General features: G+C 36.7%; 23 protein-coding genes. 16 read left to right on the top strand and 7 right to left on the bottom strand.

What is annotated here, in order from left to right:
- The first annotated feature begins 191 nt into the window (after positions 1-191).
- The 4 genes from FFS26_RS01005 (at position 192) to FFS26_RS00990 (ending at position 5,974) form a co-directional block, all read left to right on the top strand.
- Complete coding sequence (locus FFS26_RS01005) at positions 192-2,771, top strand: FtsK/SpoIIIE family DNA translocase (protein WP_137904037.1); 2,580 nt, start codon at positions 192-194, stop codon at positions 2,769-2,771.
- Between the two features lie 64 nt (positions 2,772-2,835).
- Complete coding sequence (locus FFS26_RS01000) at positions 2,836-3,483, top strand: LolA family protein (RefSeq protein WP_137904036.1); 648 nt, start codon at positions 2,836-2,838, stop codon at positions 3,481-3,483.
- A 110-nt stretch (positions 3,484-3,593) separates the two neighbouring features.
- Positions 3,594-5,051, top strand: a complete 1,458-nt coding sequence (locus FFS26_RS00995; RefSeq protein WP_137904035.1) for an LptF/LptG family permease — start codon at positions 3,594-3,596, stop codon at positions 5,049-5,051.
- Between the two features lie 131 nt (positions 5,052-5,182).
- Positions 5,183-5,974: a hypothetical protein gene (locus FFS26_RS00990; RefSeq protein WP_137904034.1), complete on the top strand. Its 792-nt coding sequence runs from the start codon at positions 5,183-5,185 to the stop codon at positions 5,972-5,974.
- A 43-nt stretch (positions 5,975-6,017) separates the two neighbouring features.
- Here FFS26_RS00990 and FFS26_RS00985 read toward each other — a convergent pair whose 3' ends face one another.
- The 3 genes from FFS26_RS00985 to FFS26_RS00975 all read right to left on the bottom strand — a co-directional run bounded on the left by FFS26_RS00985 (position 6,018) and on the right by FFS26_RS00975 (position 9,265).
- Positions 6,018-7,079, bottom strand: a complete 1,062-nt coding sequence (locus FFS26_RS00985) for a 3-oxoacyl-ACP synthase III family protein (RefSeq protein WP_137904033.1) — start codon at positions 7,077-7,079, stop codon at positions 6,018-6,020.
- A gap of 197 nt (positions 7,080-7,276) precedes the next feature.
- Positions 7,277-7,831, bottom strand: coding sequence for a ribosome recycling factor (gene frr, locus FFS26_RS00980; RefSeq protein ID WP_034694343.1), 555 nt, complete (start codon positions 7,829-7,831; stop codon positions 7,277-7,279).
- A gap of 342 nt (positions 7,832-8,173) precedes the next feature.
- Positions 8,174-9,265, bottom strand: coding sequence for a nucleotide-binding protein (locus tag FFS26_RS00975; protein WP_137904032.1), 1,092 nt, complete (start codon positions 9,263-9,265; stop codon positions 8,174-8,176).
- A gap of 1,011 nt (positions 9,266-10,276) precedes the next feature.
- Between FFS26_RS00975 and FFS26_RS00970 the strand changes: the two genes are divergently transcribed.
- Positions 10,277-11,632 (top strand): lipase family protein, encoded by a 1,356-nt coding sequence (locus FFS26_RS00970; protein ID WP_137904031.1) that lies wholly within the window; start codon positions 10,277-10,279, stop codon positions 11,630-11,632.
- 81 nt (positions 11,633-11,713) lie between these two features.
- On the opposite strand, the gene pyrH is transcribed toward FFS26_RS00970, so the two are convergent.
- Entirely contained in the window at positions 11,714-12,421 is a 708-nt protein-coding gene (pyrH, locus tag FFS26_RS00965) for a UMP kinase (protein ID WP_110008756.1), read from the bottom strand.
- A 166-nt stretch (positions 12,422-12,587) separates the two neighbouring features.
- Between pyrH and porQ the strand changes: the two genes are divergently transcribed.
- The 5 genes from porQ (at position 12,588) to FFS26_RS00940 (ending at position 15,677) form a co-directional block, all read left to right on the top strand.
- Positions 12,588-13,580 (top strand): type IX secretion system protein PorQ, encoded by a 993-nt coding sequence (porQ, locus tag FFS26_RS00960; protein WP_110008755.1) that lies wholly within the window; start codon positions 12,588-12,590, stop codon positions 13,578-13,580.
- 84 nt (positions 13,581-13,664) lie between these two features.
- Positions 13,665-14,339 carry a (d)CMP kinase gene (cmk, locus tag FFS26_RS00955; protein WP_137904030.1) on the top strand — a complete coding sequence of 225 codons (675 nt, stop codon included), beginning with the start codon at positions 13,665-13,667 and terminating at the stop codon, positions 14,337-14,339.
- Between the two features lie 95 nt (positions 14,340-14,434).
- Positions 14,435-14,785 carry a YtxH domain-containing protein gene (locus FFS26_RS00950; protein ID WP_047431084.1) on the top strand — a complete coding sequence of 117 codons (351 nt, stop codon included), beginning with the start codon at positions 14,435-14,437 and terminating at the stop codon, positions 14,783-14,785.
- Between the two features lie 79 nt (positions 14,786-14,864).
- Complete coding sequence (locus FFS26_RS00945) at positions 14,865-15,173, top strand: phage holin family protein (RefSeq protein WP_034694332.1); 309 nt, start codon at positions 14,865-14,867, stop codon at positions 15,171-15,173.
- Between the two features lie 3 nt (positions 15,174-15,176).
- Positions 15,177-15,677, top strand: coding sequence for a phosphoribosyl-ATP pyrophosphatase (locus tag FFS26_RS00940; protein WP_110008753.1), 501 nt, complete (start codon positions 15,177-15,179; stop codon positions 15,675-15,677).
- Positions 15,678-15,756: 79 nt separating this feature from the next.
- Here FFS26_RS00940 and FFS26_RS00935 read toward each other — a convergent pair whose 3' ends face one another.
- Positions 15,757-16,482: a TrmH family RNA methyltransferase gene (locus tag FFS26_RS00935; protein ID WP_110008752.1), complete on the bottom strand. Its 726-nt coding sequence runs from the start codon at positions 16,480-16,482 to the stop codon at positions 15,757-15,759.
- Between FFS26_RS00935 and FFS26_RS00930 the strand changes: the two genes are divergently transcribed.
- Positions 16,468-19,077 (top strand): BamA/TamA family outer membrane protein, encoded by a 2,610-nt coding sequence (locus tag FFS26_RS00930; protein WP_110008751.1) that lies wholly within the window; start codon positions 16,468-16,470, stop codon positions 19,075-19,077. The two genes, FFS26_RS00935 and FFS26_RS00930, sit on opposite strands and share 15 nt — an antisense overlap.
- On the opposite strand, the gene FFS26_RS00925 is transcribed toward FFS26_RS00930, so the two are convergent.
- Together FFS26_RS00925 and FFS26_RS00920 are read right to left on the bottom strand one after the other, a co-directional pair.
- On the bottom strand, positions 19,074-19,631 hold the full coding sequence (locus FFS26_RS00925; protein WP_373427997.1) for a vancomycin high temperature exclusion protein: 558 nt from the start codon (positions 19,629-19,631) through the stop codon (positions 19,074-19,076). The genes FFS26_RS00930 and FFS26_RS00925 overlap by 4 nt on opposite strands.
- Before the next feature lie 56 nt (positions 19,632-19,687).
- Entirely contained in the window at positions 19,688-20,812 is a 1,125-nt protein-coding gene (locus tag FFS26_RS00920) for a ferredoxin--NADP reductase (protein WP_137904029.1), read from the bottom strand.
- A gap of 33 nt (positions 20,813-20,845) precedes the next feature.
- Between FFS26_RS00920 and FFS26_RS00915 the strand changes: the two genes are divergently transcribed.
- The 5 genes from FFS26_RS00915 (at position 20,846) to FFS26_RS00895 (ending at position 24,705) form a co-directional block, all read left to right on the top strand.
- Positions 20,846-21,406, top strand: a complete 561-nt coding sequence (locus FFS26_RS00915; RefSeq protein WP_137904028.1) for a TlpA family protein disulfide reductase — start codon at positions 20,846-20,848, stop codon at positions 21,404-21,406.
- 23 nt (positions 21,407-21,429) lie between these two features.
- The gene (locus tag FFS26_RS00910) at positions 21,430-22,401 is read left to right on the top strand and encodes a FecCD family ABC transporter permease (protein ID WP_171006214.1); all 972 of its coding nucleotides are present in this window, start codon (positions 21,430-21,432) and stop codon (positions 22,399-22,401) included.
- Positions 22,402-22,687: 286 nt separating this feature from the next.
- On the top strand, positions 22,688-23,065 hold the full coding sequence (locus FFS26_RS00905; protein WP_137904026.1) for a GxxExxY protein: 378 nt from the start codon (positions 22,688-22,690) through the stop codon (positions 23,063-23,065).
- 98 nt (positions 23,066-23,163) lie between these two features.
- Positions 23,164-24,087, top strand: coding sequence for an ABC transporter ATP-binding protein (locus FFS26_RS00900; RefSeq protein ID WP_110008745.1), 924 nt, complete (start codon positions 23,164-23,166; stop codon positions 24,085-24,087).
- A 165-nt stretch (positions 24,088-24,252) separates the two neighbouring features.
- Positions 24,253-24,705 carry a MarR family winged helix-turn-helix transcriptional regulator gene (locus tag FFS26_RS00895; protein WP_062671553.1) on the top strand — a complete coding sequence of 151 codons (453 nt, stop codon included), beginning with the start codon at positions 24,253-24,255 and terminating at the stop codon, positions 24,703-24,705.
- The last annotated feature ends 19 nt before the right edge of the window (positions 24,706-24,724 follow it).

Here is a 24,724-nt window from a genome sequence, read left to right as displayed (position 1 = left end):
TAATATAATTTAACGGTATCAGATTTGGATAAGCCAAAAAAATAACCTTATTTTATTCTGTCATAAAAGAAAATATTCTTAAAGTAAAAATTTTAAATACCCTTTGTAAAAGCGGGATTACCAAAATGTTTTTTGGATAAAAAAGATTTATTTAGTGTTGAATAAAACATTAAATTTGCGACATTGATATTATGGATAAAAAGACACAAAAAAAACCGACTGAATCGCCTGAGAAAGGCAGAATCTTATCTAAGCCACGTATTTTTTTCGGGCTTACTTTTATACTTTTATCGGCTGTTCTTGCACTCTCATTCGTCTCTTATCTGATGAACTGGAAAGCAGATCAAAGCCAGGCCGGAACCATGCTGGACAAAAGCATAAAATCTTCCAATATCTTTGGCAAGGTAGGTGACTGGCTTGGAAATATTTTCATTTTTGAAAGTATTGGTATTGCTTCATTTATCATTGCATTTTTATTCCTTGTAGTAGGGACTCTGATCCTTAAGAAGAAAATCTTCAAACCGTGGAAAACGATCGGCCACTCTTTATTTTTCATCTGCTGGCTTCCTATTTTTATGGGGGCACTTACGAAAGGCCAGGGTGTTTTAGGCGGTGTTTATGGATATCAGATCATGGACTATCTTAACTCCATCATCGGAGCAGTAGGTTTATGGACAGTGTTAGCTGCAAGCATTCTTCTCTATTTTATTCTTGAGTTTAATCTTCGTCCAAGTTCGATCAAGGCGAAGCTGGATAAGATCAATGAAAATACGATCGGAAAAGTAAAATCCATGATGCCTGACTCTAATGATGATTTTGAGGCTGATGAGGAATTGAAAGAGGAAGCAGAGGAAGCTGAAGAGGAAACACTTTCCAGAGTTACGGTGAGTGATGTTACCAATAAGCCCGTTACAACGCCTGTCAATACAATAAAAGACCCGGAACCGGTAAGTGCTCCGAAAGGATTTCCTGAGGTTCCGGTTTCCAACGAAATAGAAACCATTTCTACGCCTAACCATACTTCTTTTGAAGCAGAGCCAAGAGATGTTTCTCAACAGGTCAGCTTAAACCTTTCTACCAAACCCATTGTTCCGGTTTCAAGCCCGGAGGAAGCATTTGATATCAGACCTTCTACTCCGTCTCCGGCAGTAACCACTGCTCCGGCACAGGAAAACATTAAGTTCAATGTAGAAGTGGCACAGGTGGTTGATGTTTTGGATGATTCTGATAAAAAGTCACAGGAACTGGTAGAAAAGCATGGTTTGTATGACCACAAGCTAGATCTTGCCAACTTCCAGATGCCACCTGTAGATTTGCTGAAAGATTACGGTAATGAAGAAATTTCCATCAATAAGGAAGAATTAGAAGAAAATAAAAATAAAATTGTCGGACTTCTGAAGAATTTCAATGTTGGAATCGCAGAGATTAAAGCAACCATCGGTCCTACAGTTACGCTGTATGAAATTGTTCCTGAAGCAGGAATCAGAGTAGCAGCGATTAAAAAACTGCAGGATGATATTGCGCTGAACCTTTCTGCATTAGGAATCAGAATTATCGCGCCAATGCCAGGAAAAGGAACCATTGGTATTGAAGTACCAAGAAAGAATCCTACCATGGTTTCTATGCGCTCTGTTATCGCTTCCCAGAAATTCCAGAATACGGATATGGATCTTCCGGTAGTTTTCGGAAAGACTATTTCCAATGAAATCTTCATGGCTGACCTTTCAAAAATGCCTCACTTATTGATGGCAGGGGCAACAGGTCAGGGTAAGTCTGTTGGTATTAACGCTATCCTTACTTCCCTTCTTTACAAAAAACACCCAAGCGAACTGAAGTTCGTCATGGTAGACCCTAAAAAAGTGGAACTTTCATTATATTCTAAAATTGAAAGACATTACCTGGCAAAACTACCGGATGCAGAAGAAGCCATCATCACAGACACCAATAAAGTAATCAATACACTGAACTCTCTTTGTATTGAAATGGATACCCGATATGATCTTCTGAAAAATGCGTTTTGTAAAAACTTAAAAGAGTATAATAAAAAGTTTACGGAAAGAAAATTAAATCCTGAAAACGGACATCGTTATTTACCGTATATCGTATTGGTAGTAGACGAGTTTGCAGATTTGATCATGACGGCAGGAAAAGAGGTTGAATTACCGATTGCCAGACTTGCACAGCTTGCAAGAGCCGTAGGAATCCACCTTATTGTGGCTACACAGAGACCATCTGTAAACGTTATTACAGGTATGATCAAGGCTAACTTCCCTGCAAGAGCCGCCTTCAGGGTAATTTCCAGTGTTGACTCCAGAACCATCCTTGATTCTCCGGGAGCAGATCAGCTGATTGGTAAAGGAGATATGCTTTATTTCAACGGAAATGAGATCCTGAGACTTCAGTGTGCTTTCGTGGATACTCCGGAAGTGGAAAGACTGGCAGAGTTTATCGGAGAACAGAAAGGGTATTCTTCAGCATTATTACTTCCTGAATACGTATCTGAAGATTCATCAAGTACAGTAGGTGCTTTTGACCCGAACGAAAAAGATGCTTTATTTGAAGAAGCCGCAAGAATAATCGTTTCTACCCAGCAGGGATCTACTTCAATGCTTCAGAGACAATTGAAACTGGGCTATAACAGAGCCGGAAGAATTATGGATCAGCTGGAAGCAAGTGGTATTGTGGGAGGATTCAATGGTGCTAAAGCAAGAGAGGTTCTGATCAGTGATCTTCATTCTTTGGAACAGTTTTTGGAAGATCTGCGTAGTTAAAGGAAAAACACATCGTTTTAACCTTAAGAATTAAAGAAAATCTAACGATTATTAAATTAAGAAAATGAAAAATATTATTTCAAAAGTTATATTGGGAAGTTTTGTTGTAGGTGCAGTAGGTATGGCCAACGCTCAGAAGATTGATGCTAAAGCTAAAAAGATATTGGATGATATTACAGCCAACTACAATTCTAAAAAGAATTCTTACTTCAAATTTTCTTTTGGAAGCGGCCTTAACGGACAGGTGACCAAAACAGAACCTGGTATTTATTATGTTGCCGGAGAGAAATACAAACTGAAGATCATGGATACGGAACAGATCTTCGATGGAAATAAAATTTACAACATCAACGCCGATGATATGGAAGTAACCATTGCCAAGCCTAACGGAACCAGCACCATGTTCTCCCCTATCAACTATCTTACAACGTATAGAAACGATTATAATGTAACATACAACGGTAAGAAAATGGTGAATGGTGTGAATGCCGATTTTATTAAACTGACTCCGGTAAAAGCCAACGGAATTAAGTTTGTGTACCTTTTTGTCGATTCAGCGAAAAAGCAGATGGTAAAACTGGAACAGCACGGAAACAATAAAGATGTTGCAGTAATTGCTATTAAAGAATATAAAGAAAACCAGGATCTGGATCCTAATATGTTTGTTTTTGACAAAAATAAGTTTAAAAACTACATCGTTACAGAACTTTAAAAAGCTGAAAGTGAATTCGCAACTATGTAAATTTACTTTGAACGTTAAAAAAATAACAAAATATAAAAAGCCACAAGTAAACTTTGTGGCTTTTTGATTAATTTTGGCGCATGTTAAAAATACTAGACCGATACATTATAAAAACCTTCTTTGGACCGTTTTTCTTTATATTCAGCGTATTGTTTTTCATTTTTATTGTAAACATTATCTGGGTACAGTTGGGACAGTTTATGGGAAAAGGATTAAGCTACTGGCAGATCCTTAAACTTCTTTTTTATCTTGGGGTAAACGTCATCAGTATGGTGCTCCCGCTTACGATCCTTCTGGCGAGTATTATGTCGTTCGGTGAATTTGGAGAACGCTACGAGCTTGCAGCCATGAAAGCAGCGGGAATTCCTCTGACCCGTGTAATGACGCCTCTTCTTGGAATTTCAACAGCACTTGCGATCATGCTGTTTTTCTTTTCCAACAATATTATCCCGGATTTTCAGAAAAAAGCCAAGAACATGCTTTTCAATATTGCTCAAACCAAACCGGCCATCAACTTTACTCCGGGACAGTTTATTGATCAGATTCCCGGTTATATGGTAAAATTTGATAAAATTTATGGGGAAAACGGAGAAAATATTGAAGGTGTTTTTGTTCATAAAAAAGCTAATGCTTACGAAAACCAGCAGTCTGTTGTTGCTGAAAAAGGAAAATTTGTTCCGGCAGCCAACAAGAACTTTCTAAAGCTTGTTCTATACAACGGCTATGTATTTGAAGATGCTTTTGCCGGAAAAGGCGATAACGTAAGGCTGAAACAGCCGGACCAGGCTATTAAATTCGATACACTGGTTTCCCACTTTGACATCAGTGAAATCATCAATAAAGCGATCGAAAAAGAACAGATTACGGATGACTACCGTTTCCAGACCTACAACCAGCTTGACGGAACGATTACCAAAACCAAAAAAGACAATAAACAGTTCTTTGACAATATAGGTTCGGAAGTTCTTAACCAGACCAATTCTGTGATTACCTATATGGATAAAGGGAATAAACATAAAGCTGCTCCGAAAACCCAGATCAAACTGGATACGGTAAAAGGTGAAAGAAAAATGGAAATCATTTATAATTCCTACACCAGGCTGGACAACCTGAAATCAACACTGGAATCCAAAAAGAATGAATACAGTTCTAATGTAAAATACTTCAGTAAGGTAGTGATTTACCAGCAGAGAATTGTTGCCTATTCTGTGACCTGTATCATCTTCTTTTTGATTGGATCAAGTTTAGGTTCTATCATCAGAAAAGGAGGAATGGGGCTTCCGGTCATCATCGCTATCGTTATTTTCATCATCTTTTATGTCATGAATGTCGGGGTGGAAAATATGTCATGGAGCGGGAAAATGAATCCTTATCTTGCAGCATGGCTTCCCAACCTGATCCTTCTTCCCTTTGGAGTCTGGATGACTTATAAAGCACTTACAGATTCGCAACTGTTTGATGCAGAAAAATACAAAGCATTGTTCAAACCTATCACCAAAAGGTTTACCAAAAGTAAGGAACATCAGAGATACCAATAATTCTGATTTTAAAATAAAATTAAAAGCTTCGGAGAAATTCCGGAGCTTTTTTGTTGATTATTATTACAATATTTAATTGATAATGATTTTGAATTTAAAAATTTATATTTGTGGGAATTTAAAACAAAACCATGAAGAATTTACTACTTATTGGCCTGTTCGGTCTTGTGTCACTCAATGCCCATGCTCAGGATCAGGATGAAACCGGAACATACAACGGTGAAAAATACGGCTACATCATTGACAAATCCGGAAAGAAAATTGAAGGTGTTGTACATCTGCACGGCGGCTATTCAAGTCCGTGGCAAAATCAGTTAAAAGTAAAATTTGTAGCCATTGCTGATATTGACAAAGTAAAGAATAAGATAAAATTCAAAACCTACGACACAGACGATATCAAAGAATACATGTTGTATGAAGGTGACACTCCGAGGGTTTTCAAGTCGGTAAAATACTCAAACATGAGAGAGGCTTTGAACAGTTCTGAAAGCTCAACAGGATTGGCTGCGGGCTTTAAGGCTATCAATAATCTTTCACGGACAGATCAGTTCGCAGAAGTAGTGGCAGAGGGTAAAGTAACCGTTTATAAACTGTATGGTTACCCTACAGCGCTTTCTGCCAACAGCACACAGGCTATTTCTCAGGCGGAAACAGACCGATTAAGAGAAAACCCGAATTATATCTTTTCTAAAAAAGGTGGAAAAGTAGAAGAACTGACTCCCGCAAAAGCCAAAATTATCCTGGCAGACTGCCCTTACGTAAAAGCAAAAATAACAAAGGGAGAATATGGTTCCCTGAAAAACGAAGAGAAGAAAAGAAGCAGTCTTGGAAAATTCATCCGGGATGAAATCAACAATTCAACGGTGGATAAACTTTCAATTATCAATGAAGTGATCTATGATTACAATGAGAACTGTAAATAGAATATACAAAAAGAGGTTTCCGGTTGGAAACCTCTTTTTATTTTTAAAACTGATACACAAAAGCATTGATATTCATCCCTGCTCCTACTGAAGCAAATAACACAATATCATTTTTTTTAATTTTATGATGTTCCAGTTCATCCTGTAGAATCATCGTCAGCAAAGAAGGAATGGTAGCCACACTGCTGTTGCCTAATTTATGAATAACCATAGGCATGATATTTTCCGGAACGGGTTTTCCATACAGCTGATAAAACCTGTTAACGATGGCTTCGTCCATTTTTTCGTTCGCCTGATGAATAATAATTTTATTGAGCTGATCAATAGAATATCCACTGTTATCCAGACATTTTTTCATGGCATCCGGAACATTCACGAGAGCGAATTCATATATTTTACGACCATCCATCTTAATATACCGGGTATCCGGGCATCTTTCGTTGTTGTAAGATTTTCCAAAATACAGAAAGTCTTTTTCTTCAAGGGTATAAGAAGCTGATAAATGAGACCTGATCCCGGCATCATCATCCTGGTTCACTTCCAGAACAGCCGCCCCGGCACCGTCGGCATAGATCATACTGTCTCTGTCGTGGATATCTACCACACGGGAAAGTGTTTCTGCTCCAATAACCAGGCATCGCTTCGCTATACCGGATTTGATAAACGCGTGAGCCTGAATTACCCCTTCAATCCATCCCGGACATCCGAAAAGAACATCATAGGCCACACAGAAATTATTTCTGATTCCCAATACATGCTTCACCCTTGCAGCAAGGCTGGGCACCGTATCAGACTGAACCGTTCCGAAGCGAACATCCCCAAAATTATGGGCAAATATAATATAGTCTAATGTTTCAGGATCGATTCCTGCATTTTCTATAGCTGCACGCGCCGCAATGACGCCCAGATCTGAAGTGACCTGTGTACTATGTGCATATCTCCTTTCTTCAATACCTGTAATCTTTTTAAGCTTATCCGTAATGGAAGCGTTATTCTCCTTTAATAAAATCCCTTCTTCATTAAGAAAAATATGTTTATCAAAAAATAAATTGGTTATTGTTTCCGATGGGATATAATTTCCTACCCCGATTATTTTTGTCATCATTATAGTATCTGTTTCCTGTTTTTTAATTGAACGTCAGGAATAATTCATTAAATATAATGAATGAACGTAAATACTTCACAATATAGTATGGAATAAGAATGCATTGCATCATAAAAAGTTAAAATAATGGCTGAAAAATAATAAAAAAAGAGGTTTCCCATCGGAAACCTCTTTACAAATATTTTAAAAACTGAAAATTATACTTTCATAATTTCAGCTTCTTTTGTCTTAAGATGCTCATCGCAAAGTTTAACGTATTTATCAGTATAAGCCTGGATTTCTTCTTCCACGCCTTTTACGACATCTTCAGAAACTCCTTCCAGCTTTTTAAGTTCTTTCAAACCGTCCTGTCTTGCATTTCTTACCGTTACTTTAGTGTTCTCAGTTTCCACTTTAGCCTGTTTTGCAAGTTCTTTTCTTCTTTCCTCTGTTAAAGGCGGAACATTAAGGATAATGTTTTCCCCGTTGTTAGAAGGTGCAAAACCTAAGTTGGAATTGATGATTGCTTTTTCAATCGCATTGATTGCCGTTCTGTCCCAAGGTTGAATAGAGATTGTCATTGCATCCGGAACAGAAACATTCGCAACCTGGTTGATAGGAGTCATTGCTCCGTAGTATTCTACCATTACATCCTGAACCATTGTCGTAGAAGCACGTCCTGCTCTAATTCTTTGAAATGCGTGATCCAGGTGCTTTACCGCTGCATCCATGTCCTGTTTTACAGATTCTAATATAAGATCTAATTCTTCCATTATTATAGTATAGTTTGATAAATTACACATCTATTAATCCATCTGAATATCAATCAATTAAAACTAAAAACACTGTAAACATCAGGGTTTCCTTACTATTTTAAATTATTTTTTGCTATTCAGTGCTGCAAAAATAATGATTATTTCCATATTCTGGTAAGACTGCATTCTGTATTTTGTGAAAACGTTGATATTTTTGAATAGGACACTGTGCAAAATTGTTTTTATTCCACAAGTATTAGATTATATAAAAACCACTCCTGTTTAGACTTTTCTCTAGATACTTTACTACTTCCAATTATAAATTTCAAGTAATGCATGTTTACTTTCAATGTAAAAATATTACAACTCAAAACCTTGTCTAACTCTATCAGTTAATTTATCCATCAAGTCTTGAAATTCTTTGCTATTTGGCAATCCCCCCAATTCAATGTTTAAATCAACCTTATAATTGTTCATTTCCAACACTGCAGGATCTATTTTGCTATAAATCAAGTCCGGAAAACCACTGATCTTATCAAATATTACTCTGGTCCATCCTTTTAAATATACAGGAATCATCTCCATTCCATCCCCTTCAGGAGGCAAAACAGCTTGAACTTCAGTCTCCCATTCAAATAGATGAGTACACACTTCATGTATTTTATCAATACTTGTTTTTATCAAATATGCATCACCAGGGACACCGGTTTCTCCAAAAGCATTTTTTAATTCAATGTTAAATGTGTACAAGAAGATTCTCAATAAATTTGAAAAATCTCTGAATTTTTCATTCATAAATCTTACGTACTCACGTCCTTGAAGAACCTTAGATCGTCTAAAATAAAGGCGTTCTTCTAATTGCACATAATCTTTTGTAATTTCTTTTAGACGATCCTTCAATAATTCCGCAGTTAATTTAAATTCCCAAGCATCTTTTTTTTCAATAATAATATCTTTAATATTATCATCTTCACTTTCAAAACTTTTTAGATTACCATAACTAAAATCTTTTATTTTTCGTCTGATTTGGTTACAGAAAGGACCTAGTGCAGCCAGAAGATTACTATCATCTCTTTCAGCATTATAAGTTCCATATGTAATTCCCGCCAAATCACTTGGCAGATGTAAATCTTTAGAGTTTTTAGGTGCAACGAAAAACACTTTATCCTTTCCTAGCTTACCGATAAAAAGGCCCAATTCAAAAATAACGTTATCTCTTACAGTATTGTAATTTTTATTTCTGATTGTAGAAACATCCTCTGGTTTAAATATGAATATTGCATAATCAAAATTACCTAACGCTTTTATTAAGTCTTCAAGAGCAGTATTTGAAAGGTCGAAAATACCTTGCGTCCATACAGTTGGATTTGATTCATGCTCTAATAATTCTTGAATATTATTTGCTATATCTAAAGATTCAACAGAAGATCCAATGAATATTCTTGGTTTCATTATAATATGAGTTTTATGCAAATATAACAAAAGCCTCCACAAAAGAGACCTTCGTATTACTTGGTTATTTTTTAGTTATCTTAGATCTTTTAGAAAAAGACTTTTAACAGATATTTTTACTTGTTATTCAGTATTGTTGTTAGCTTATTTAATACGGTGGATATGTCGTCATGAGATACATATTTTTGTTGGTCCGATGTTAATACTGCACACATTTCTGATCCGTAAGGAATAATTGCTGTTATTTGATGAACGTTGATATAAACAAAATCGTGTTGTGCTGAAATTCTAATTTCTATAAACATAATTATTAATTTTTAGTTTTCACAAATATAACAAAAAGCCCTCTCAAAGAGAAGGCTATTAAACTTAAATCTTATTAAAGAATATCGTCTGTTTCGTTATAAGCGACCTCAAATTATATTCTATTGCTTTCTTCGCTAATTGTTGGTATTGCTTTGGGTTTAAAGCAAACAATTTAGCCATTTCCTCATAGGGAAAACTCTCTCTTCCCTCCGCATCGATCACTTTTACGATGTGATCATAAACTACTTTATCCATTTTGAAAGTTTTTAAATATTTGTGGCAAAATCACTACTACCTCTAATATAACGATTTAGTTTTGAACCACAAATAGTTATACAGTATTTTTTGAATTTCTTTTACTTCAGTTGGCATTTCTTTCTTGATCTCAGCTTTCATATTAGTCCATGTTCATGATACTTGTTTTCTTCATTATATTGTGTACTTAGCTCCTCTTTCAAACAAAAAACTTGTTTTTACCAAAAAATCCAACTTCAAGCAAAAAACTTCAGGTACAAATACCTATCAAACATTTTGGTTATTTCTACTTAGTGTGATATCATTTTTAATAACGTCCTTTACTCTATTCTTTTAAACGAAACGTCGGCAGGTATTTCAAACGGAAAACTTGCCGTAACAAACGGAAAGTCCTGGATAAGACATTTTGCAAAAATGAACAATTATAAACTAATTTAAACCCATCACATCATGACAAATCCATCTTTAGATGCCTATCAACAAGTTTTTGGTATGGCAGGTCTTGCCAACCGTGCCGGAGGCTACAACGGTTTTGGTATCCAACTACAGCAACAGCTTCAGTATGATTTATCCTATTATTTTAACAATGTTCCTCCGGTTAAAATAATGGATCAGAAAACACCTTCCATAGCTAATCCTTCAGCAGTAGCGGAATTAGGAAACTGGGATCTGGTCTGGGGGCCTGCCCTGATCGAAGAAAAAAATGAAAAGGGAGTTCCTACCGGAGTTGCAGATAATGCATTATATGTTGTTAAATCTGATGCTGTCGCATTTCCGGGAGGTCCTACATTGCCTACCTACGTTGTGGCTATTGCTGCCACTAATCCTTCCTCTCTTTACGATTGGGAAACAGAAGATTTCTCAGTTGCAGAAGTGGTCAACTGGACGACTTATAACCCTTCCAACTTTGCTCCATCAGCCTTTAACGGCATTGACCCTTATATTTCAAAAGGAACTGCTACCGGGGTCGGTATACTTCTGGGACTTATCAGTCCGGGTGATGCAGCCGCACCCAATACCACGCTTCAACAGTTTCTTGCCAGCTTAAGTCCGGATCCGGATACAGCCATCATATTCTGTGGACATAGCCTTGCCGGAGCATTATCTCCTACCCTCGCCCTTTATCTGAAAGAGAATAAAGATCTGGATGCTTTTGGGGTAACACTTGTATATCCTACCGCCGGACCAACGCCGGGTGAAGCTGCATTTGCCAGCCTGTTCAACAGTAAATTCCCGCCATTGCCTCCGGGATGGCAGCAGCAGACAGGTACTTATCAAAGCTGGAATACCATGCACTGGAACGATCTGGACGTTGTTCCTCATGCATGGCCGGTATCGGAACTGGGAAAAATAGCAACGATTTATGGTCAGGCTCCTACCTATATGACGGCAGCCTTATTAAACGCTTTACAAAAGATGGCGATTGCTGATTCTTCAAATTCAGGAGCCAGTTATACAAGAATACAGAACCAATCGCTGCCAGGCCGGCTCCAACATTCAAGTGCCTCCTCGGTGAGCATCAAAACACCGCCTGAGTCTTTGCAGGACTATATGCTGCAGCTATCCGTACAGCATGTGGGAATGTATAATGGCATTCCTGCGGAAGGATCCAATCCACAGGTAGAAGGACTTATTTTATCACAGCCATTACCAAAACCAAAGGTGAAGCTGGTACCCGGAGTAACTGCTGTCACGGAATTGGAGATGATTCTTAAAATAATCGATCAGATCATCGGATGGATTTCTTCCCGTTATGTTTTGGTTGAAAAGGAAAATGCCACACAGAATGTTGAAGCAGACAAATAAGTATTTAAAACAATCATAAATAAAAAACACCTGTCACAATTACTGCAACAGGTGTTTTTATATTTTAAACGGTTAAACTGATTATAAATCAACTAAAGTACCTACATTTTCTCCGTCTACGATTTTTTCTAAATTTCCATTCTTATTCATATCGAATACAATGATTGGCAATTTATTTTCGTGGCTTAAAGTAAATGCGGTCATATCCATTACTTTAAGGTTTTTCTCAAATACTTCATCAAAAGATAATGAATTGTATTTTACAGCATCTGCATTCTTTTCAGGATCGCTGTCGTAGATTCCGTCTACCCTTGTTCCTTTTAAGATCACATCAGCTCCGATTTCGATCGCTCTTAAGGTAGCCGCTGTATCTGTTGTAAAATAAGGATTTCCTGTTCCTGCCCCGAAGATCACTACTCTTCCTTTTTCAAGGTGTCTTACCGCTCTTCTTTTGATGAAAGGTTCAGCTACTTTATCCATTTCGATAGCAGACTGAAGTCTTGTTTTGATTCCTGCATCTTCCAATGCTCCCTGCAAAGCCATTCCGTTGATTACCGTGGCCAGCATTCCCATATAATCTCCCTGCACTCTGTCCATTCCTTTGGCAGCTCCTGCAACACCACGGAAAATGTTTCCTCCTCCGATTACGATCGCTACTTCACAGCCTTTTTCAACTACCTTTTTGATCTCAGCTGCATATTCCTGCAGTCTTTCGTTGTCAATACCGTATTGTCTGTTTCCCATTAAGGCCTCACCGCTTAGTTTCAGAAGGATTCTTTTATATTTCATCTTTTATTTTTAATAACTTTTATTAGTATGGGTTTCCCCGGAATTTGATTTTGCAAATATAATCATTAAAGATATTGATGAAAGAAAAATATTTAAATAGAAATAATGTCAGAAATATTTTGAAAAGTACGAAAAAGGATTATTTTTGCATTAATTATAAATTGAGTTGAAGAAAATTATCATTTTTTCATTATTTCTATCAGGAATTGTTTCTTATGCGCAAACAGGAACAAATGTTTATCCGTTCTTAAATGTACCTGTATCTGCAAGACAGGCTGCTCTGGGCGGCGATGCAATTTCGGTAAGAGATTATGATGTTTCCTTTGCTATTGCAAACCCTGCCCTGTTAAATAAAGATTCTGACAAACAGCTTTCTGTAAACGCAACGGCTTACCTTGCCGACTCGAAATACGGAACGATTGCTTATGCCAAAGACTTTGAGAATGGCCATATGGCTACCATCAATGCAAGGTATATGAGCTATGGAAGTATTCCGAGGACGGATGAAAGCGGTTTTGAAAACGGAGAATTCAAAGCTTCTGATGTTGCAATTGGCGCAGGCTATGCCTACCAGTTTGAAGAAGACTGGACGATTGGTGGAGGACTTAATTTTATTACCTCAAAAATTGATAACTATACTTCTTCTGCGATCTCAGGAACAGCGGGAATTACCTATCATAATAAAAAGAGCAAGGAAGTCGTTTCATTGGTCATGAGAAACTTTGGTTTTCAGCTGAAATCCTTTAACGGGACAAGAGAAAATCTTCCTTTCAGAATCGATCTTGGATATACCAAAATCATCAAGAATTTTCCTCTTGCCATCACCATTACCGCACACGATCTTCAGAAGTTTGATATTTCCTCAGAAGAGAATCTGGACGGGCAGAAAGTGGGTGCCGGCAGAAAGATTGCCGATCACTTTTCTTTGGGAGCCGAATTGTTTCCGGAAAAGAATTTCAATATCAGGCTAGGATATAATGTAAAAAGAGGAAATGAGCTGGCGGTTGCGGATCAAAGAAATTTCTCAGGACTTTCTGCAGGATTTGGAGTTAAAGTTTCCAGATTCCGTATTGATTATGCCCACGTGAGATATCACAACTCTTCGAACGTCAATCAGATAGGAATTTCCATGGACCTTTCCAGCCACAGAGGAGAATAATTTTCCTGGCCGGAAATTTCTTAATTATTCTGAAAATTTCTTACTTCCTCTTGATTTTCTAAAAAAAATCTTGAAATTTGCAGTATGAAAAAACCTGTAATTGCTATCGATGGGTACTCGTCTACCGGAAAAAGTTCTATCTCTAAAATCATTGCTGATCAGCTGGGACTTATTCATATGGATACAGGAGCGCTTTACAGAGGAGTTACCTGGTATGCTTTGCAGCATTGTCTGAATGAAAACGGCGAGATTGATCTGAATGCGCTGTTCTCTTCTTTTAATCAGATCAAACTTGAATTTAAAAATAACGACGGCACCCTTATTCTTTTCCTGAATGACACAGATATCTCTACGGAAATCCGTACCAATATCGTATCAGACAACGTAAGTCTTGTTGCCAAGCAAAAAGAGGTGAGAGATTTCCTCCTGCAGTCACAGCGCACTTTGGCAGAAAAAGGTGGCGTTATTATGGACGGGCGTGACATTGGGACAGTAGTTCTGCCAGATGCAGACTATAAATTCTTTCTTACTGCCAGTATTGATGAAAGAACCAACAGAAGGTTTCTGGAACTGAAAGGACTGGGAATTGAGGCGGATAAGGAACAGGTAAAGCAAAACCTTATAGAACGCGATAAAATCGATAGTGAGCGTGAAATAGCCCCATTGAAGCAGGCTGACGACGCTATTGTTATTGATAATTCGGCACTCACCAAAGAAGAAACCATACAGCTTATTTTATCTCACATCAAAAAGATTTAACAATTTTTAATAGGCTTCAGGCCTCCTTTGGTATACAAATTGTAAGTTTTATTACTGTAAAAACTAATCTATTATTAATTATTAAAAAACTTAAAATGTCTAGAAAAGGAAATAATACAGCAGGTATATTGGCAGGACTTCTTGCAGGTGCTGCGGCAGGTGTAATCTTAGGAATGTTATACGCACCGGAAGAAGGTAAAGAAACCAGAAAAAAAATTAAAACAAAGGCAAATGATCTTAAAGATCAGGCAAAAAACAAATACGGTGAGGTTTCTGAAAAAGTGAAAGACCAGTACAGCAATATTTCTTCTACTTTCAAGGAAACGGCGAACAGCGTAGCACATACTGTGAAAGACGGATATGACAAATACAAAGATCAGATTGTTTCTAAAACTGCAGATTTGGCAAAAGATGTAGAAGCAGAACTGAATGATCTGAAAAAATAAGTAATTTATCTTTTTAAGTAAATTACGAAAAGGAACTTTTGTGCGAAAGTTCCTTTTTTTGTAACTTTAAAAAAAAACAATGATAGAAACTATTAAAGAATACGCCTCCAAGAGAATCGATCTTCTGAAAATTGAAGCAACTGAAAAGTCGTCACTTTCTGCCGGGCTCATTACTTACTTTGTAGTACTGCTTGTTGCTTTTGCTTTTTTTATTATCCTTTTCAACTTTGGAATTGCTTTCCTTATCGGAAAAGCACTGGATAATTATTCCTATGGATTCTTAATTGTTGCTGCATTTTATGCACTGGTAATGGCGTTTGTTGTTGCCTTCAAAACAAAAATTGTGAATACTGTTGCAGATCAGGTTATTAAATTTTTAAATCATTAAACTATGGGCAGAAAATACGAGAGCATAGAAGAATTAAGAAGAAAGAAAAAACTGCTTCAGGGTGAAATTAGTGATCTTGAAAATCTTCTGACCTTCAAAAATACAAAAGAAAGCCTGAGTGCATTTACCAATGGTCTAACTGATCAGTATCTTCAGGAAAAGATTGATGAAGACGGTGATGAAAAAGTGATCCTAAGGAAGGATGTCATTGCCAAACAGCTTACTTCAGAGGTGAAAGACCTTTTGATCAGCAAAAATACAGCTGTAGGAATTGCCAGTTCTGCTTTCAAAGGAGGAAATCTTACAGACGGGCTTGTAAAACTAGGGGTTACTGCTATCGTAGGGAACTATGCCAAAAAGAATATGAAAAGTTCCAACTGGAAGAAAAAACTGATTGGTGCAGCTTTGATTTACCTTGCTCCTATTGCACTGAAATATGTCAGAAAAAAAATAGAAGTATACCAGAAAAACAAAAGTGTTTCAAGTATGGAACAATTGATATAGGTTTAAATATCAGAAACCAGAAGTTAGAGAATATTGATAAGTAGTTTATCCACCATTCCAACCTCTGGTTTCTGATTTTCTATTTTGAAAATAACTGTCCTAAAATAATCCCTGCAGCCATTGATACATTCAGGCTTTCTGTAGACTGGGATTTTCCAAATCTAGGAATACTGATACTTTTTTGTACCAGTTTTTCCGTCTCAGGTCTCATTCCGTTTCCTTCATTTCCTAAAATAAGGTTTAGCTTTTCGGGTTTCTGGAAAGTATAGATATTCTCCCCTTCCATATCCGTTCCGATATTTACATTCTCTGTTTTGGAAAGATATTCCACCAGATCAGTATACACCACATTCACTCTGGTAAAAGATCCCATCGTTGCCTGAATGACTTTCGGATTGTAAACATCTACAGTATCTTCACTACAGATGATCTGTTCTATCCCGAACCAGTCCGCCAATCGTATAATGGTTCCCAGGTTTCCCGGATCCTGTATTCCATCCAAAACCAATTGTATATTCTTATCTTCCCATTTTTCTTCCTCAGCAAGATAACATACCGCCACGGAATCTTTTGGAGTTTTAAGAAAACTTATTTTTTTTAATTCATTTTCAGAGATATGGGTAACAGGAACGTCAGTACGGTCCAATTTTTGTGGATCGGTTGACAATATTTCTTTAACTTTAAAGTTAGAATTAGAAAGTTCACAAATGATTTTATTACCTTCAACCAAAAACAAATTGTATTTTTGTCTGAACTTCTTTTTATCTAAAGATTGTAAAACTTTTATTGTATGAGCTGTAAGCATTATAAGAATTCTCCTCAAAAATATTATAAAATTATCTCATTTGCAACATTTGTTGGTCTCCTTTATGCTTGTAGTACGACAAAAAAAGTTCCTGACGGCGAATACCTGCTTACCAAGAACAATTTAGAGTTCGAGGATAAGAAAGTATTTTTCGATGAGGAACTTAAAGATTATATTCAGCAGAAGCCCAATAAAAAGCAGTTTCTTTTCATGCCATTAAGTCTCCTTCTGTACAATATGGCGGATCCGAAATACGACACCATACTTAATGAATATATGACCTATCCCGGTGAGATGAGAAATCAGAAGCTGAGAGATTCTTTATTCATTAAATATAATATGAAAAGCAGTGTCGGGAAAAGTCTTCTTTTCGACCGTTTACTGCACAACTGGGGAACACCGCCGGTTATTCTTGATCAGACAAGAAGTGAAAAAAGTGCTGAATCTATCAAGAAAAGACTTACCTACAGGGGATATTGGGATGCTGATGTCAATTTTAAACATACGCTGGATTCCGCTTCCAAAAAAGCATCGGTTAATTATTCCATCAAACATAATGAACCTACGCGTATCAAGGATTATTTCTATAATATTCCGGATCAGGGGATCAAAGGGTATTACAACTATAATCTGAACAGAAGTCTTGTAAGATCAGGACAGATCCTTGACCAGACCGTTCTGGAAAGAGAGGTTACCAGAATTACGGATCTGATGAGAGAGTTTGGTTTCTACAGGTTCAATGCTTCCAATGATGAAGTTTATTTCGTTGCAGATTCCCTTAAAAGCAGAAAGCAGGTTCCTTTAACCCTGGAAATTCATAAAGATTCCCTGGATACTCCTTATAAAATAGCCACTTTTGGAAATATTGATGTGGCTATTGTGGATGAACCCGGTGATTATCCTAAAAATACAAAAAAAGACAGCTTAAGGAGAATAAGATTCCATACGATGAATGATAAATATAAACTTTCATCGGTGTGGAGAGCTATTATTCCGGACAGTAAAAAGGTTTTTGACCAGACAAAACTGGACGTTACCAAGAGAAATCTTTTATCGATGAATAACTTCAGCATCGTTAAAGCCAGAGACTCTCTGAGACAAGGCGGAATGACCTCTCCAAACGACAGTATTGTTGATGTTTTGTATGTACTGAAACCACTACCGAAATACGAACTTAAAGTGGGAACAGATATCAATTATTCTCAGGTTTTAAACCTGGGGATCTCTCCTTCTGTTGACCTTACCACCCGAAATGTTTTCAGAGGAGCAGAAAACCTTTCTACCAGCCTTTCAGGGACATTTGGTTCTATCAGAAGTACAAAAGACATCAGTAAAAGGGTTGCGGCCTACGAAATTTCAGCTCAGGCATCCCTGAACTTCCCACGACTGCTGCTTCCTTTTAATTATTATAAGTTTATTCCAAAACGATACACGCCTACATCATCTATTTTGCTGGGGGCATCCATACAGAACAACATCGGTTTGGGGAGGTTGATTTTCAATACGGGACTGAATTATCAGGCAAGTGTTAATGATCAGGTGTATCACAAGCTTACTTTATTCAATACTCAGGTCAGTCTGACAAAAAATAAAGATGCCTACTATGACTACTTTGTGAATGACGGAAGGGTAAAAGATGAAGTTTTCGGAAATTATTTTATGTTTAGCCCGGAAACTGCGCAGACCGGACAAGATTATAAAGATGGGAAACTCAGTGTAGATGAAGTTTCCAAAATGATTATTGAGAACGATGCTTACCGTGGAAGTCTTAATCAGCAGGGAAGAGATCTTTTGACTGCATTTACCGGAACATTGGTCAACAAAGACAGACAGACCCAGGATGTCCTTATCTCATCTATGATCTATAATTTTGTTTATAGTGAAATTGGAAAAAAGGAATATCCAAATGCCTTTTATTTTAATGGAAAAGTGGAGCTTGCGGGAAATATATTAAGTATATTCAATAAAAAAGATAACGGCGGAGGTATTGTTACCGGCCCGCAAGGAACTATTTTCGGACTGCCCTATGCACAGTTTGTAAAATTTGATATTGATACAAGAAAATATTTCAAGTTTAACGGAAACCAGACATTGGTACTGCGCCAGTTTATCGGAGTTGGAATACCTTATGGAAACTCTAAGGATATGCCCATCATCAAGTCTTATTTCAATGGAGGTTCCAACGATATCAGAGCATGGGTAGCCTTTGGAGGATTAGGTCCTGCCGATTCTCAGGTAGACGAAAGAGTTCGTACTTATATGACGGATAACCTAAAGCTTACCACCAATATTGAATACCGGATTCCTTTTAATAAAACTTATGAAGGCGCACTATTTACCGATATCGGAAATACATGGAGTCTTCGTAATTATAACGATGGATACGGAGATGAATTTAAGTTCGGTAAGTTCTGGAAACAGGTAGGTATCGGAAGTGGATTCGGATTAAGATTAAATATTGCCTATGTAACGGCGAGAATCGATCTTGCGTATAAGATCTATGACCCGAATAAACCTGAAGGCGACCGATGGAGATTCAAATTCATCCAGCCTTTCAAACCTACAGTTAATATCGCGTTCGGATATCCTTTCTAATCCGGAGAAACGCCTAAAATAAAATACACTACAGCAATCACACGGGCGAGGATTTCCCTCGTCTGGTTTCTGTAAAAACTCTCTGGTTTTGTGACATCCTGCGCATCAAATCCCAGGGCATTCATATCATTATTTCTTGCAAAAAACAATGCTCTCAGGTTGTGATATCCCTGAGATACAATAATGACATTTTTTTTCTTATAAACATCCTTACAACGGAGAATACTTTTGTAGGTATTAAAGCCTTTCGGATCTTCCACAATAATATCTTCAGGCACTCCTTCCTGATTGATCAGATAGTTTTTCATTGCTCCCGGCTCGTTATAACCTTTGCTTTTTTCCCCGCTTACGATAATTTTCTTGATTTTCCCATGATGGTAAAGAAGGGCAGTCGCATCCATTCTTTTAGTGAAATAAGGGTTTGATTTTCCTGATCTCATTTTTGGAGAGGTTCCCAGAACCAGTGCAATTTCCCTTGGCGGAATTTTTGAGATTTTGGTATAAGTTCTTCCGTTGGTAAGCCCGAAAACCCACACATTACAGAAGCATATCATCAGAATTCCCAGTTCCAGTGATATAAACCCAAGGTTAAATATGTTCCTAATAACTCTCAACTAAGATCAAAGTTAAGCTTTATTTTTTTACTTTTCACAATAGACATACAAGCTAAAATATGTCCCTGCTCCTCCTCTTTTTCGGTAAGATACTCATTCTCCAGCAGTTCTACTTCCCCTTCTTCCAGAGAACATTCACAGCTTCCACAGATTCCTGACTTGCAGGAATAAGGAACAGGGAATTTCTGCATCAAAAGCTGCTGTAGGATTTTATCCTTATTATCAGGCAGATAAGTGGTGTATTTCTTTCCAAGCATGGTAAATTCAACCTCTATATTTTCAATCAGAGGAAATTCTTTTTCCACAGGATAAATATCGTCATTAAATTCTTCAAAAAGTTCAAAATGGATATTCTTTTTCGGAATTCCGTGATGATAGCAGGCATTAGCCAAAGTTTTGATCATTTCGCCTTTTCCACAGATCAGCACTTCGTCTACAGCATCCCAGATTGTAGATTCCTCGTCTGTATCATCCAAATGAAGAATCTGATTGATGATAAGATTCAGCTTTTTTTCATCAAGTCTTCCATAAAAAAACTGATCTGCCGTTTTCTCCTGAGAAAAAAAGTAAAATATCTGGAGTCTGTCACCACATGTTCTGGCAAGGTTGTCCAGCTGCTCACGATAGACAAGATCTTCTGAACTTTTGTTTCCAAAAAATAAGAACAGTCGTGTTCTGGGTTCGTTGTGGAGAATATTTTTAAAATGACTCAAAATGGGCGTAATCCCTATACCGGCTGCAAAAGCAACAATAGTTCTGAATTCACTGGGCTTGGATACAATGGTAAATCTTCCTGCAGGTTCACTAACCCAAAGTTCATCACCAGCATTATAATTTTGAAATAACTGCGAAGTAGCTCCTTCAGAGGAATTCACCTTTATCCCCAGACATATTTTCCCTTCATAGGGAGCTGAAGTCATTGAATAATCATTAATAACCTCCTTCCCATGTGATTGAAATCGTATACTGACGAACTGCCCGGCTTCAAACCTGAAATTTTCTTTTAAATTCTCAGGAATATCAAATTCCAGAGAAAAAGTATTTTTGGTCAGCTCTTCCTTTTTCGCTATTTTTAACGGATGAAACTGTATCAGTTTCCCTTTATAGATTTGTTGTTCCATAACTTCAATTCAAAAATAGATAAAAAATAATTTATGAAGAAGATAATTTTATCCACGTTACTTCTTACTGCTCTCTACAGCTGTAAAAAAGAAGGTCAGAAAACTGAAGACACAGCTGGCACAGACCCTGTTTCTGTATCTCAAACTACAGAATCTGAAGGAAGTACAGCTATCCCCCAAGAACTTTCTCCTGAAAATGTAAGCCAGCATTTGGCCAAAAATAATGATACTTTATATGTAACCAATTTTTTTGCAACCTGGTGTGGCCCATGTATCAGAGAAATTCCAAGTTTTAAAAGTAAAATGGAGGAATTGAAAGGAAAACCTGTAAAGTTCACTTTCGTCAACCTTGATGATAAGGCAGATTGGGCTGGTGCTGTTAAGAATTTTGCTGCAGAAAATAAATTGGGAGGCAGCATTATATTACTGGATGGGCAAAAATTAGATCCAAATTTCTTTCACAACAACTTCAAACAATGGGATGGAGGTTCTATTCCTTTTACTTTCATGAGAAAAGGTGATAAAACCGACGAATATCTGGGAATGATGACGGAAGATGTATTGAATTCTAAAATCGATTCTTTCCTAAAATAAATAGACTGAACTCTTTCTGAATCATGTCAAAAAGATTTAAAATCCTATGTTTATTATTCGTGATTGCCATTATTGCAAGCGCAATTATTAATCTGAACACAGGATTTTTAAGTTTAAGCTTCCAGGATTTCTTTCAAGATTCCGCTCAGAATCAAATTGCTGAAATCCGTATCAACCGTGTGCTGGTGATGATGCTGGCTGGAATTTCCATTCCCACTTCAGGTTTTCTGATGCAGGAATATTTTCAAAATCCACTGGCAGGACCTGATATATTAGGAATAACTTCAGTTGCCAGTTTATCAGTCGCTTTTTATATTTTCTTTTCCCATACTATTTCCCTTCCTGAATTTTTACAGAATAGTTTTCTCAGTTTATCAGCTATTGGAGGCAGCTTACTGCTAATGCTGATCCTACTGTCAATGTCTAACAGATTTCAGGACAAGTCCTATCTTATTATTTTCGGGTTTTTGGTATCTGCTTTTGCCGGTGCCATTGTATCTCTGTTGCAATTTTATGCGGAAAACCAGAGTCTGAAAAATTATATTTTATGGTCTTTCGGAGCGAATAATATGGTAACGAGGAATCAGATCTATGTACTTTCCGTTCTTGTTTTAATCGGAATGTTGATCTGCTTCGGAGCGATAAAACCACTCATTGGAAATTCTCTGGGCAATTCCTATGCACAAAGTTTAGGGGTCAATCTGAAACAGCTGAAGCTCTTAATTATAGTAGCATCTTCTCTCCTATCCGCCTCTGTTACTGCATTTTTAGGGCCTATTCTTTTTATCGGAATTATTGTACCTCACTTTTGCAGACTTGTTTATAATCCATCCAGATTATGGCAGCAATGGATTCTTAATATGTTCCTGGGAATGCTGATCATGTTATTTTTCTCTGTCATTGCAGAAAAAACACAGATTCCTTTGAATGTGATAAGTTCTGTATTTGGGATTCCTGTGATTCTGATGATGCTGTTGAAACAGAATAAAGTGTGATTTTTTTGTTGGATAAACGCAAAGGCGCAAAAACTTGTAAAACTTTATATTTTTAAGACGCAAAGATTTTATCTCCGATAAAATTTAGCACTGCATATTTTAATTCACAAAAAATCACCATATCCTTGCTGAAAATCTTTGATTTTCTTGCTCCTTACAATATACAAATTGTATAAAAAACTTTGCGCCCTTGCGCTTACCCAACAATACACTTAAATAAAAAATTTTAAGACATAATATCCTTTACCTAACAATTCTTATATTTAGGTTCAACAAAACACCACAAATGACAGAAAATGAAATTTCAAAAATTGTTTTTGAAACAGGATTAAAGATTCATAAAAAGCTTGGAGCAGGACTTTTTGAGCATGTATATGAAGAATGTATGTTCTACGAATTAACAAACTCAGGATTTCTTGTAGAAAAACAAAAACTACTACCTATTATTTATGAAAATTTGAGAATAGAAAGCGTTTTCAGGCTTGATATGATAATTGAAAACAAAGTGATTCTGGAAATAAAAGCAGTTGACTACATAAGTCCTACTCATAAAGCTCAATTACTCACCTATTTAAAAATGTCAAACTGCAAATTAGGTATGCTGCTCAACTTTCAATCTGATGTTTTCAAAAACGGAGTAACAAGAATTGTAAACAATTTATAAAATAAAACTGGATAAAAATTTGACAAAGTCAAATTCCTTGCGCCTTAAAACATTATTTTTGTAAAACATTTTGCGTCTTACGTATAACCAACAGAAACATGCACCTACAAATCAAACAGGCAGATATCGGCTACAATACAACTTTAATCTCCAATGCCAATGCAGATTTAAAGCTTGGTGATGTATGCCTGCTGATTGGTAATAACGGTGTAGGAAAAACAACATTAATCAAATCTATCCTGCATCAGCTCCCTTTACTGAATGGGGAAATTTCTATTAATGGAAAAAATGTAAAAAATCTTTCGGTAAAAGAGATTGCAGAGAATATTGCCATTGTCTTCTCAAAATCTGTTATTCCGCAGCATTATACCGTTGAAGATCTTATTTCTCTCGGAAAGTATATCTATTATCCTTTTTATTTTGAACTCAAAAAAGAAGATCGTGAAGAGGTTGGCCATATTATTGAAGAACTGGATCTTAATCAGTACCGATATACTCTTTTGAAAAACCTTTCTGATGGAAACCTTCAAAAAGCATTTATAGGACGGGCCATTACCCAGAATTCCCCTATTATTATTCTGGATGAGCCTACTACTCATCTGGATGAAAAAAATAAAATTATTATTCTTAAAACTTTAAGAAAGCTGGCTAAGGAACAGAACAAGCTTATCCTTTTTTCTTCCCATGACTGGCGACTGGCCAAAGAATTCGCAGACAAAATATGGTATGTAAAGGAAAATCATTTGTATTCCGGAATTGTTGAGGACATTTTGCTTCAGCATAATGAACTTACAAATGCTTCCTTATTTCAAATCAATGAGACCTTTATTCCGCCAGTGATCTCTGCACCGCAGTTTCACAAGGAAATGCTGTATTCTCTGCTTCAAAAAAACTTCCAAAAAGACCTGTCTGACCTGAATTTCGAATTTCAGAACCCATTTTGGGTAATTGCTAAGGATTCCTCCATCTATCAATGTGAATCTTTTGAAGAAATCATTATTTTAGTCTCAAACATTCATTAATACTTGATTTTCTTTGATTTATCCACATATTATGCATGCATAGTATTATGCTAGTCATACATTTTAATCCATTTATTTACAGCCTATTAACAAAATTTAACGTTAATAAATATTATGCATGCATAATATTTATTAAATTTGGGTAAAACCATTGGCGCAAAAATGATGGATCATAATAAGGAAAAAATAGAAAACGTAGATTTAATTTTAAAACAGACCTGGTTGGCTGTTTCTAAAATGTACACAGAATTAGCCCAGGAACATGATTCCACAGCGGTACAGGCACTCACACTTTTAAAAATAGATCCTAAAGAAGGAACCCGAAGTACCAATCTTGGACCGAAGATGGCTATTGAACCCACTTCTTTAACAAGAATCATCAAACTTCTTGAAGATAACGGATACATCTATAAGGAGAAGACCACCACTGATAAAAGAGAGGTGATCATCAAACTTACAGATAAAGGATTAAACTCCAGAAATATGTCTAAGGAAGTCGTTGTGAATTTCAACAAGAAGGTGATGGAAAAAATTTCTCCGGAAAAACTGGAGGCTTTCAAAGATGTGATGGGTGAAATCATGAAAATAGCCAACGAATTATTAAATAACAGAAAATAAATTATGATGAAGCCTTCGG

Origin of the sequence: Chryseobacterium sp. 2VB (genome assembly GCF_005503635.1) — a bacterium.
Classification (GTDB): domain Bacteria; phylum Bacteroidota; class Bacteroidia; order Flavobacteriales; family Weeksellaceae; genus Chryseobacterium; species Chryseobacterium cupriresistens.
Note: the sequence above shows the minus strand (reverse complement) of the source record. Positions and strands in the feature narration are given on the sequence as shown.

What these genes read in the sequence shown, in the direction of transcription:
- FFS26_RS01005 (WP_137904037.1), top strand. Translation starts at nt 192, where the DNA reads ATGGATAAAAAGACACAAAAAAAACCGACTGAATCGCCTGAGAAAGGC.
- FFS26_RS01000 (WP_137904036.1), top strand. Translation starts at nt 2,836, where the DNA reads ATGAAAAATATTATTTCAAAAGTTATATTGGGAAGTTTTGTTGTAGGT.
- FFS26_RS00995 (WP_137904035.1), top strand. Translation starts at nt 3,594, where the DNA reads ATGTTAAAAATACTAGACCGATACATTATAAAAACCTTCTTTGGACCG.
- FFS26_RS00990 (WP_137904034.1), top strand. Translation starts at nt 5,183, where the DNA reads ATGAAGAATTTACTACTTATTGGCCTGTTCGGTCTTGTGTCACTCAAT.
- FFS26_RS00985 (WP_137904033.1), bottom strand. Translation starts at nt 7,079, where the DNA reads ATGATGACAAAAATAATCGGGGTAGGAAATTATATCCCATCGGAAACA.
- frr (WP_034694343.1), bottom strand. Translation starts at nt 7,831, where the DNA reads ATGGAAGAATTAGATCTTATATTAGAATCTGTAAAACAGGACATGGAT.
- FFS26_RS00975 (WP_137904032.1), bottom strand. Translation starts at nt 9,265, where the DNA reads ATGAAACCAAGAATATTCATTGGATCTTCTGTTGAATCTTTAGATATA.
- FFS26_RS00970 (WP_137904031.1), top strand. Translation starts at nt 10,277, where the DNA reads ATGACAAATCCATCTTTAGATGCCTATCAACAAGTTTTTGGTATGGCA.
- pyrH (WP_110008756.1), bottom strand. Translation starts at nt 12,421, where the DNA reads ATGAAATATAAAAGAATCCTTCTGAAACTAAGCGGTGAGGCCTTAATG.
- cmk (WP_137904030.1), top strand. Translation starts at nt 13,665, where the DNA reads ATGAAAAAACCTGTAATTGCTATCGATGGGTACTCGTCTACCGGAAAA.
- FFS26_RS00950 (WP_047431084.1), top strand. Translation starts at nt 14,435, where the DNA reads ATGTCTAGAAAAGGAAATAATACAGCAGGTATATTGGCAGGACTTCTT.
- FFS26_RS00945 (WP_034694332.1), top strand. Translation starts at nt 14,865, where the DNA reads ATGATAGAAACTATTAAAGAATACGCCTCCAAGAGAATCGATCTTCTG.
- FFS26_RS00940 (WP_110008753.1), top strand. Translation starts at nt 15,177, where the DNA reads ATGGGCAGAAAATACGAGAGCATAGAAGAATTAAGAAGAAAGAAAAAA.
- FFS26_RS00930 (WP_110008751.1), top strand. Translation starts at nt 16,468, where the DNA reads ATGAGCTGTAAGCATTATAAGAATTCTCCTCAAAAATATTATAAAATT.
- FFS26_RS00935 (WP_110008752.1), bottom strand. Translation starts at nt 16,482, where the DNA reads ATGCTTACAGCTCATACAATAAAAGTTTTACAATCTTTAGATAAAAAG.
- FFS26_RS00925 (WP_373427997.1), bottom strand. Translation starts at nt 19,631, where the DNA reads ATGATATGCTTCTGTAATGTGTGGGTTTTCGGGCTTACCAACGGAAGA.
- FFS26_RS00920 (WP_137904029.1), bottom strand. Translation starts at nt 20,812, where the DNA reads ATGGAACAACAAATCTATAAAGGGAAACTGATACAGTTTCATCCGTTA.
- FFS26_RS00915 (WP_137904028.1), top strand. Translation starts at nt 20,846, where the DNA reads ATGAAGAAGATAATTTTATCCACGTTACTTCTTACTGCTCTCTACAGC.
- FFS26_RS00910 (WP_171006214.1), top strand. Translation starts at nt 21,430, where the DNA reads ATGTCAAAAAGATTTAAAATCCTATGTTTATTATTCGTGATTGCCATT.
- FFS26_RS00905 (WP_137904026.1), top strand. Translation starts at nt 22,688, where the DNA reads ATGACAGAAAATGAAATTTCAAAAATTGTTTTTGAAACAGGATTAAAG.
- FFS26_RS00900 (WP_110008745.1), top strand. Translation starts at nt 23,164, where the DNA reads ATGCACCTACAAATCAAACAGGCAGATATCGGCTACAATACAACTTTA.
- FFS26_RS00895 (WP_062671553.1), top strand. Translation starts at nt 24,253, where the DNA reads ATGGATCATAATAAGGAAAAAATAGAAAACGTAGATTTAATTTTAAAA.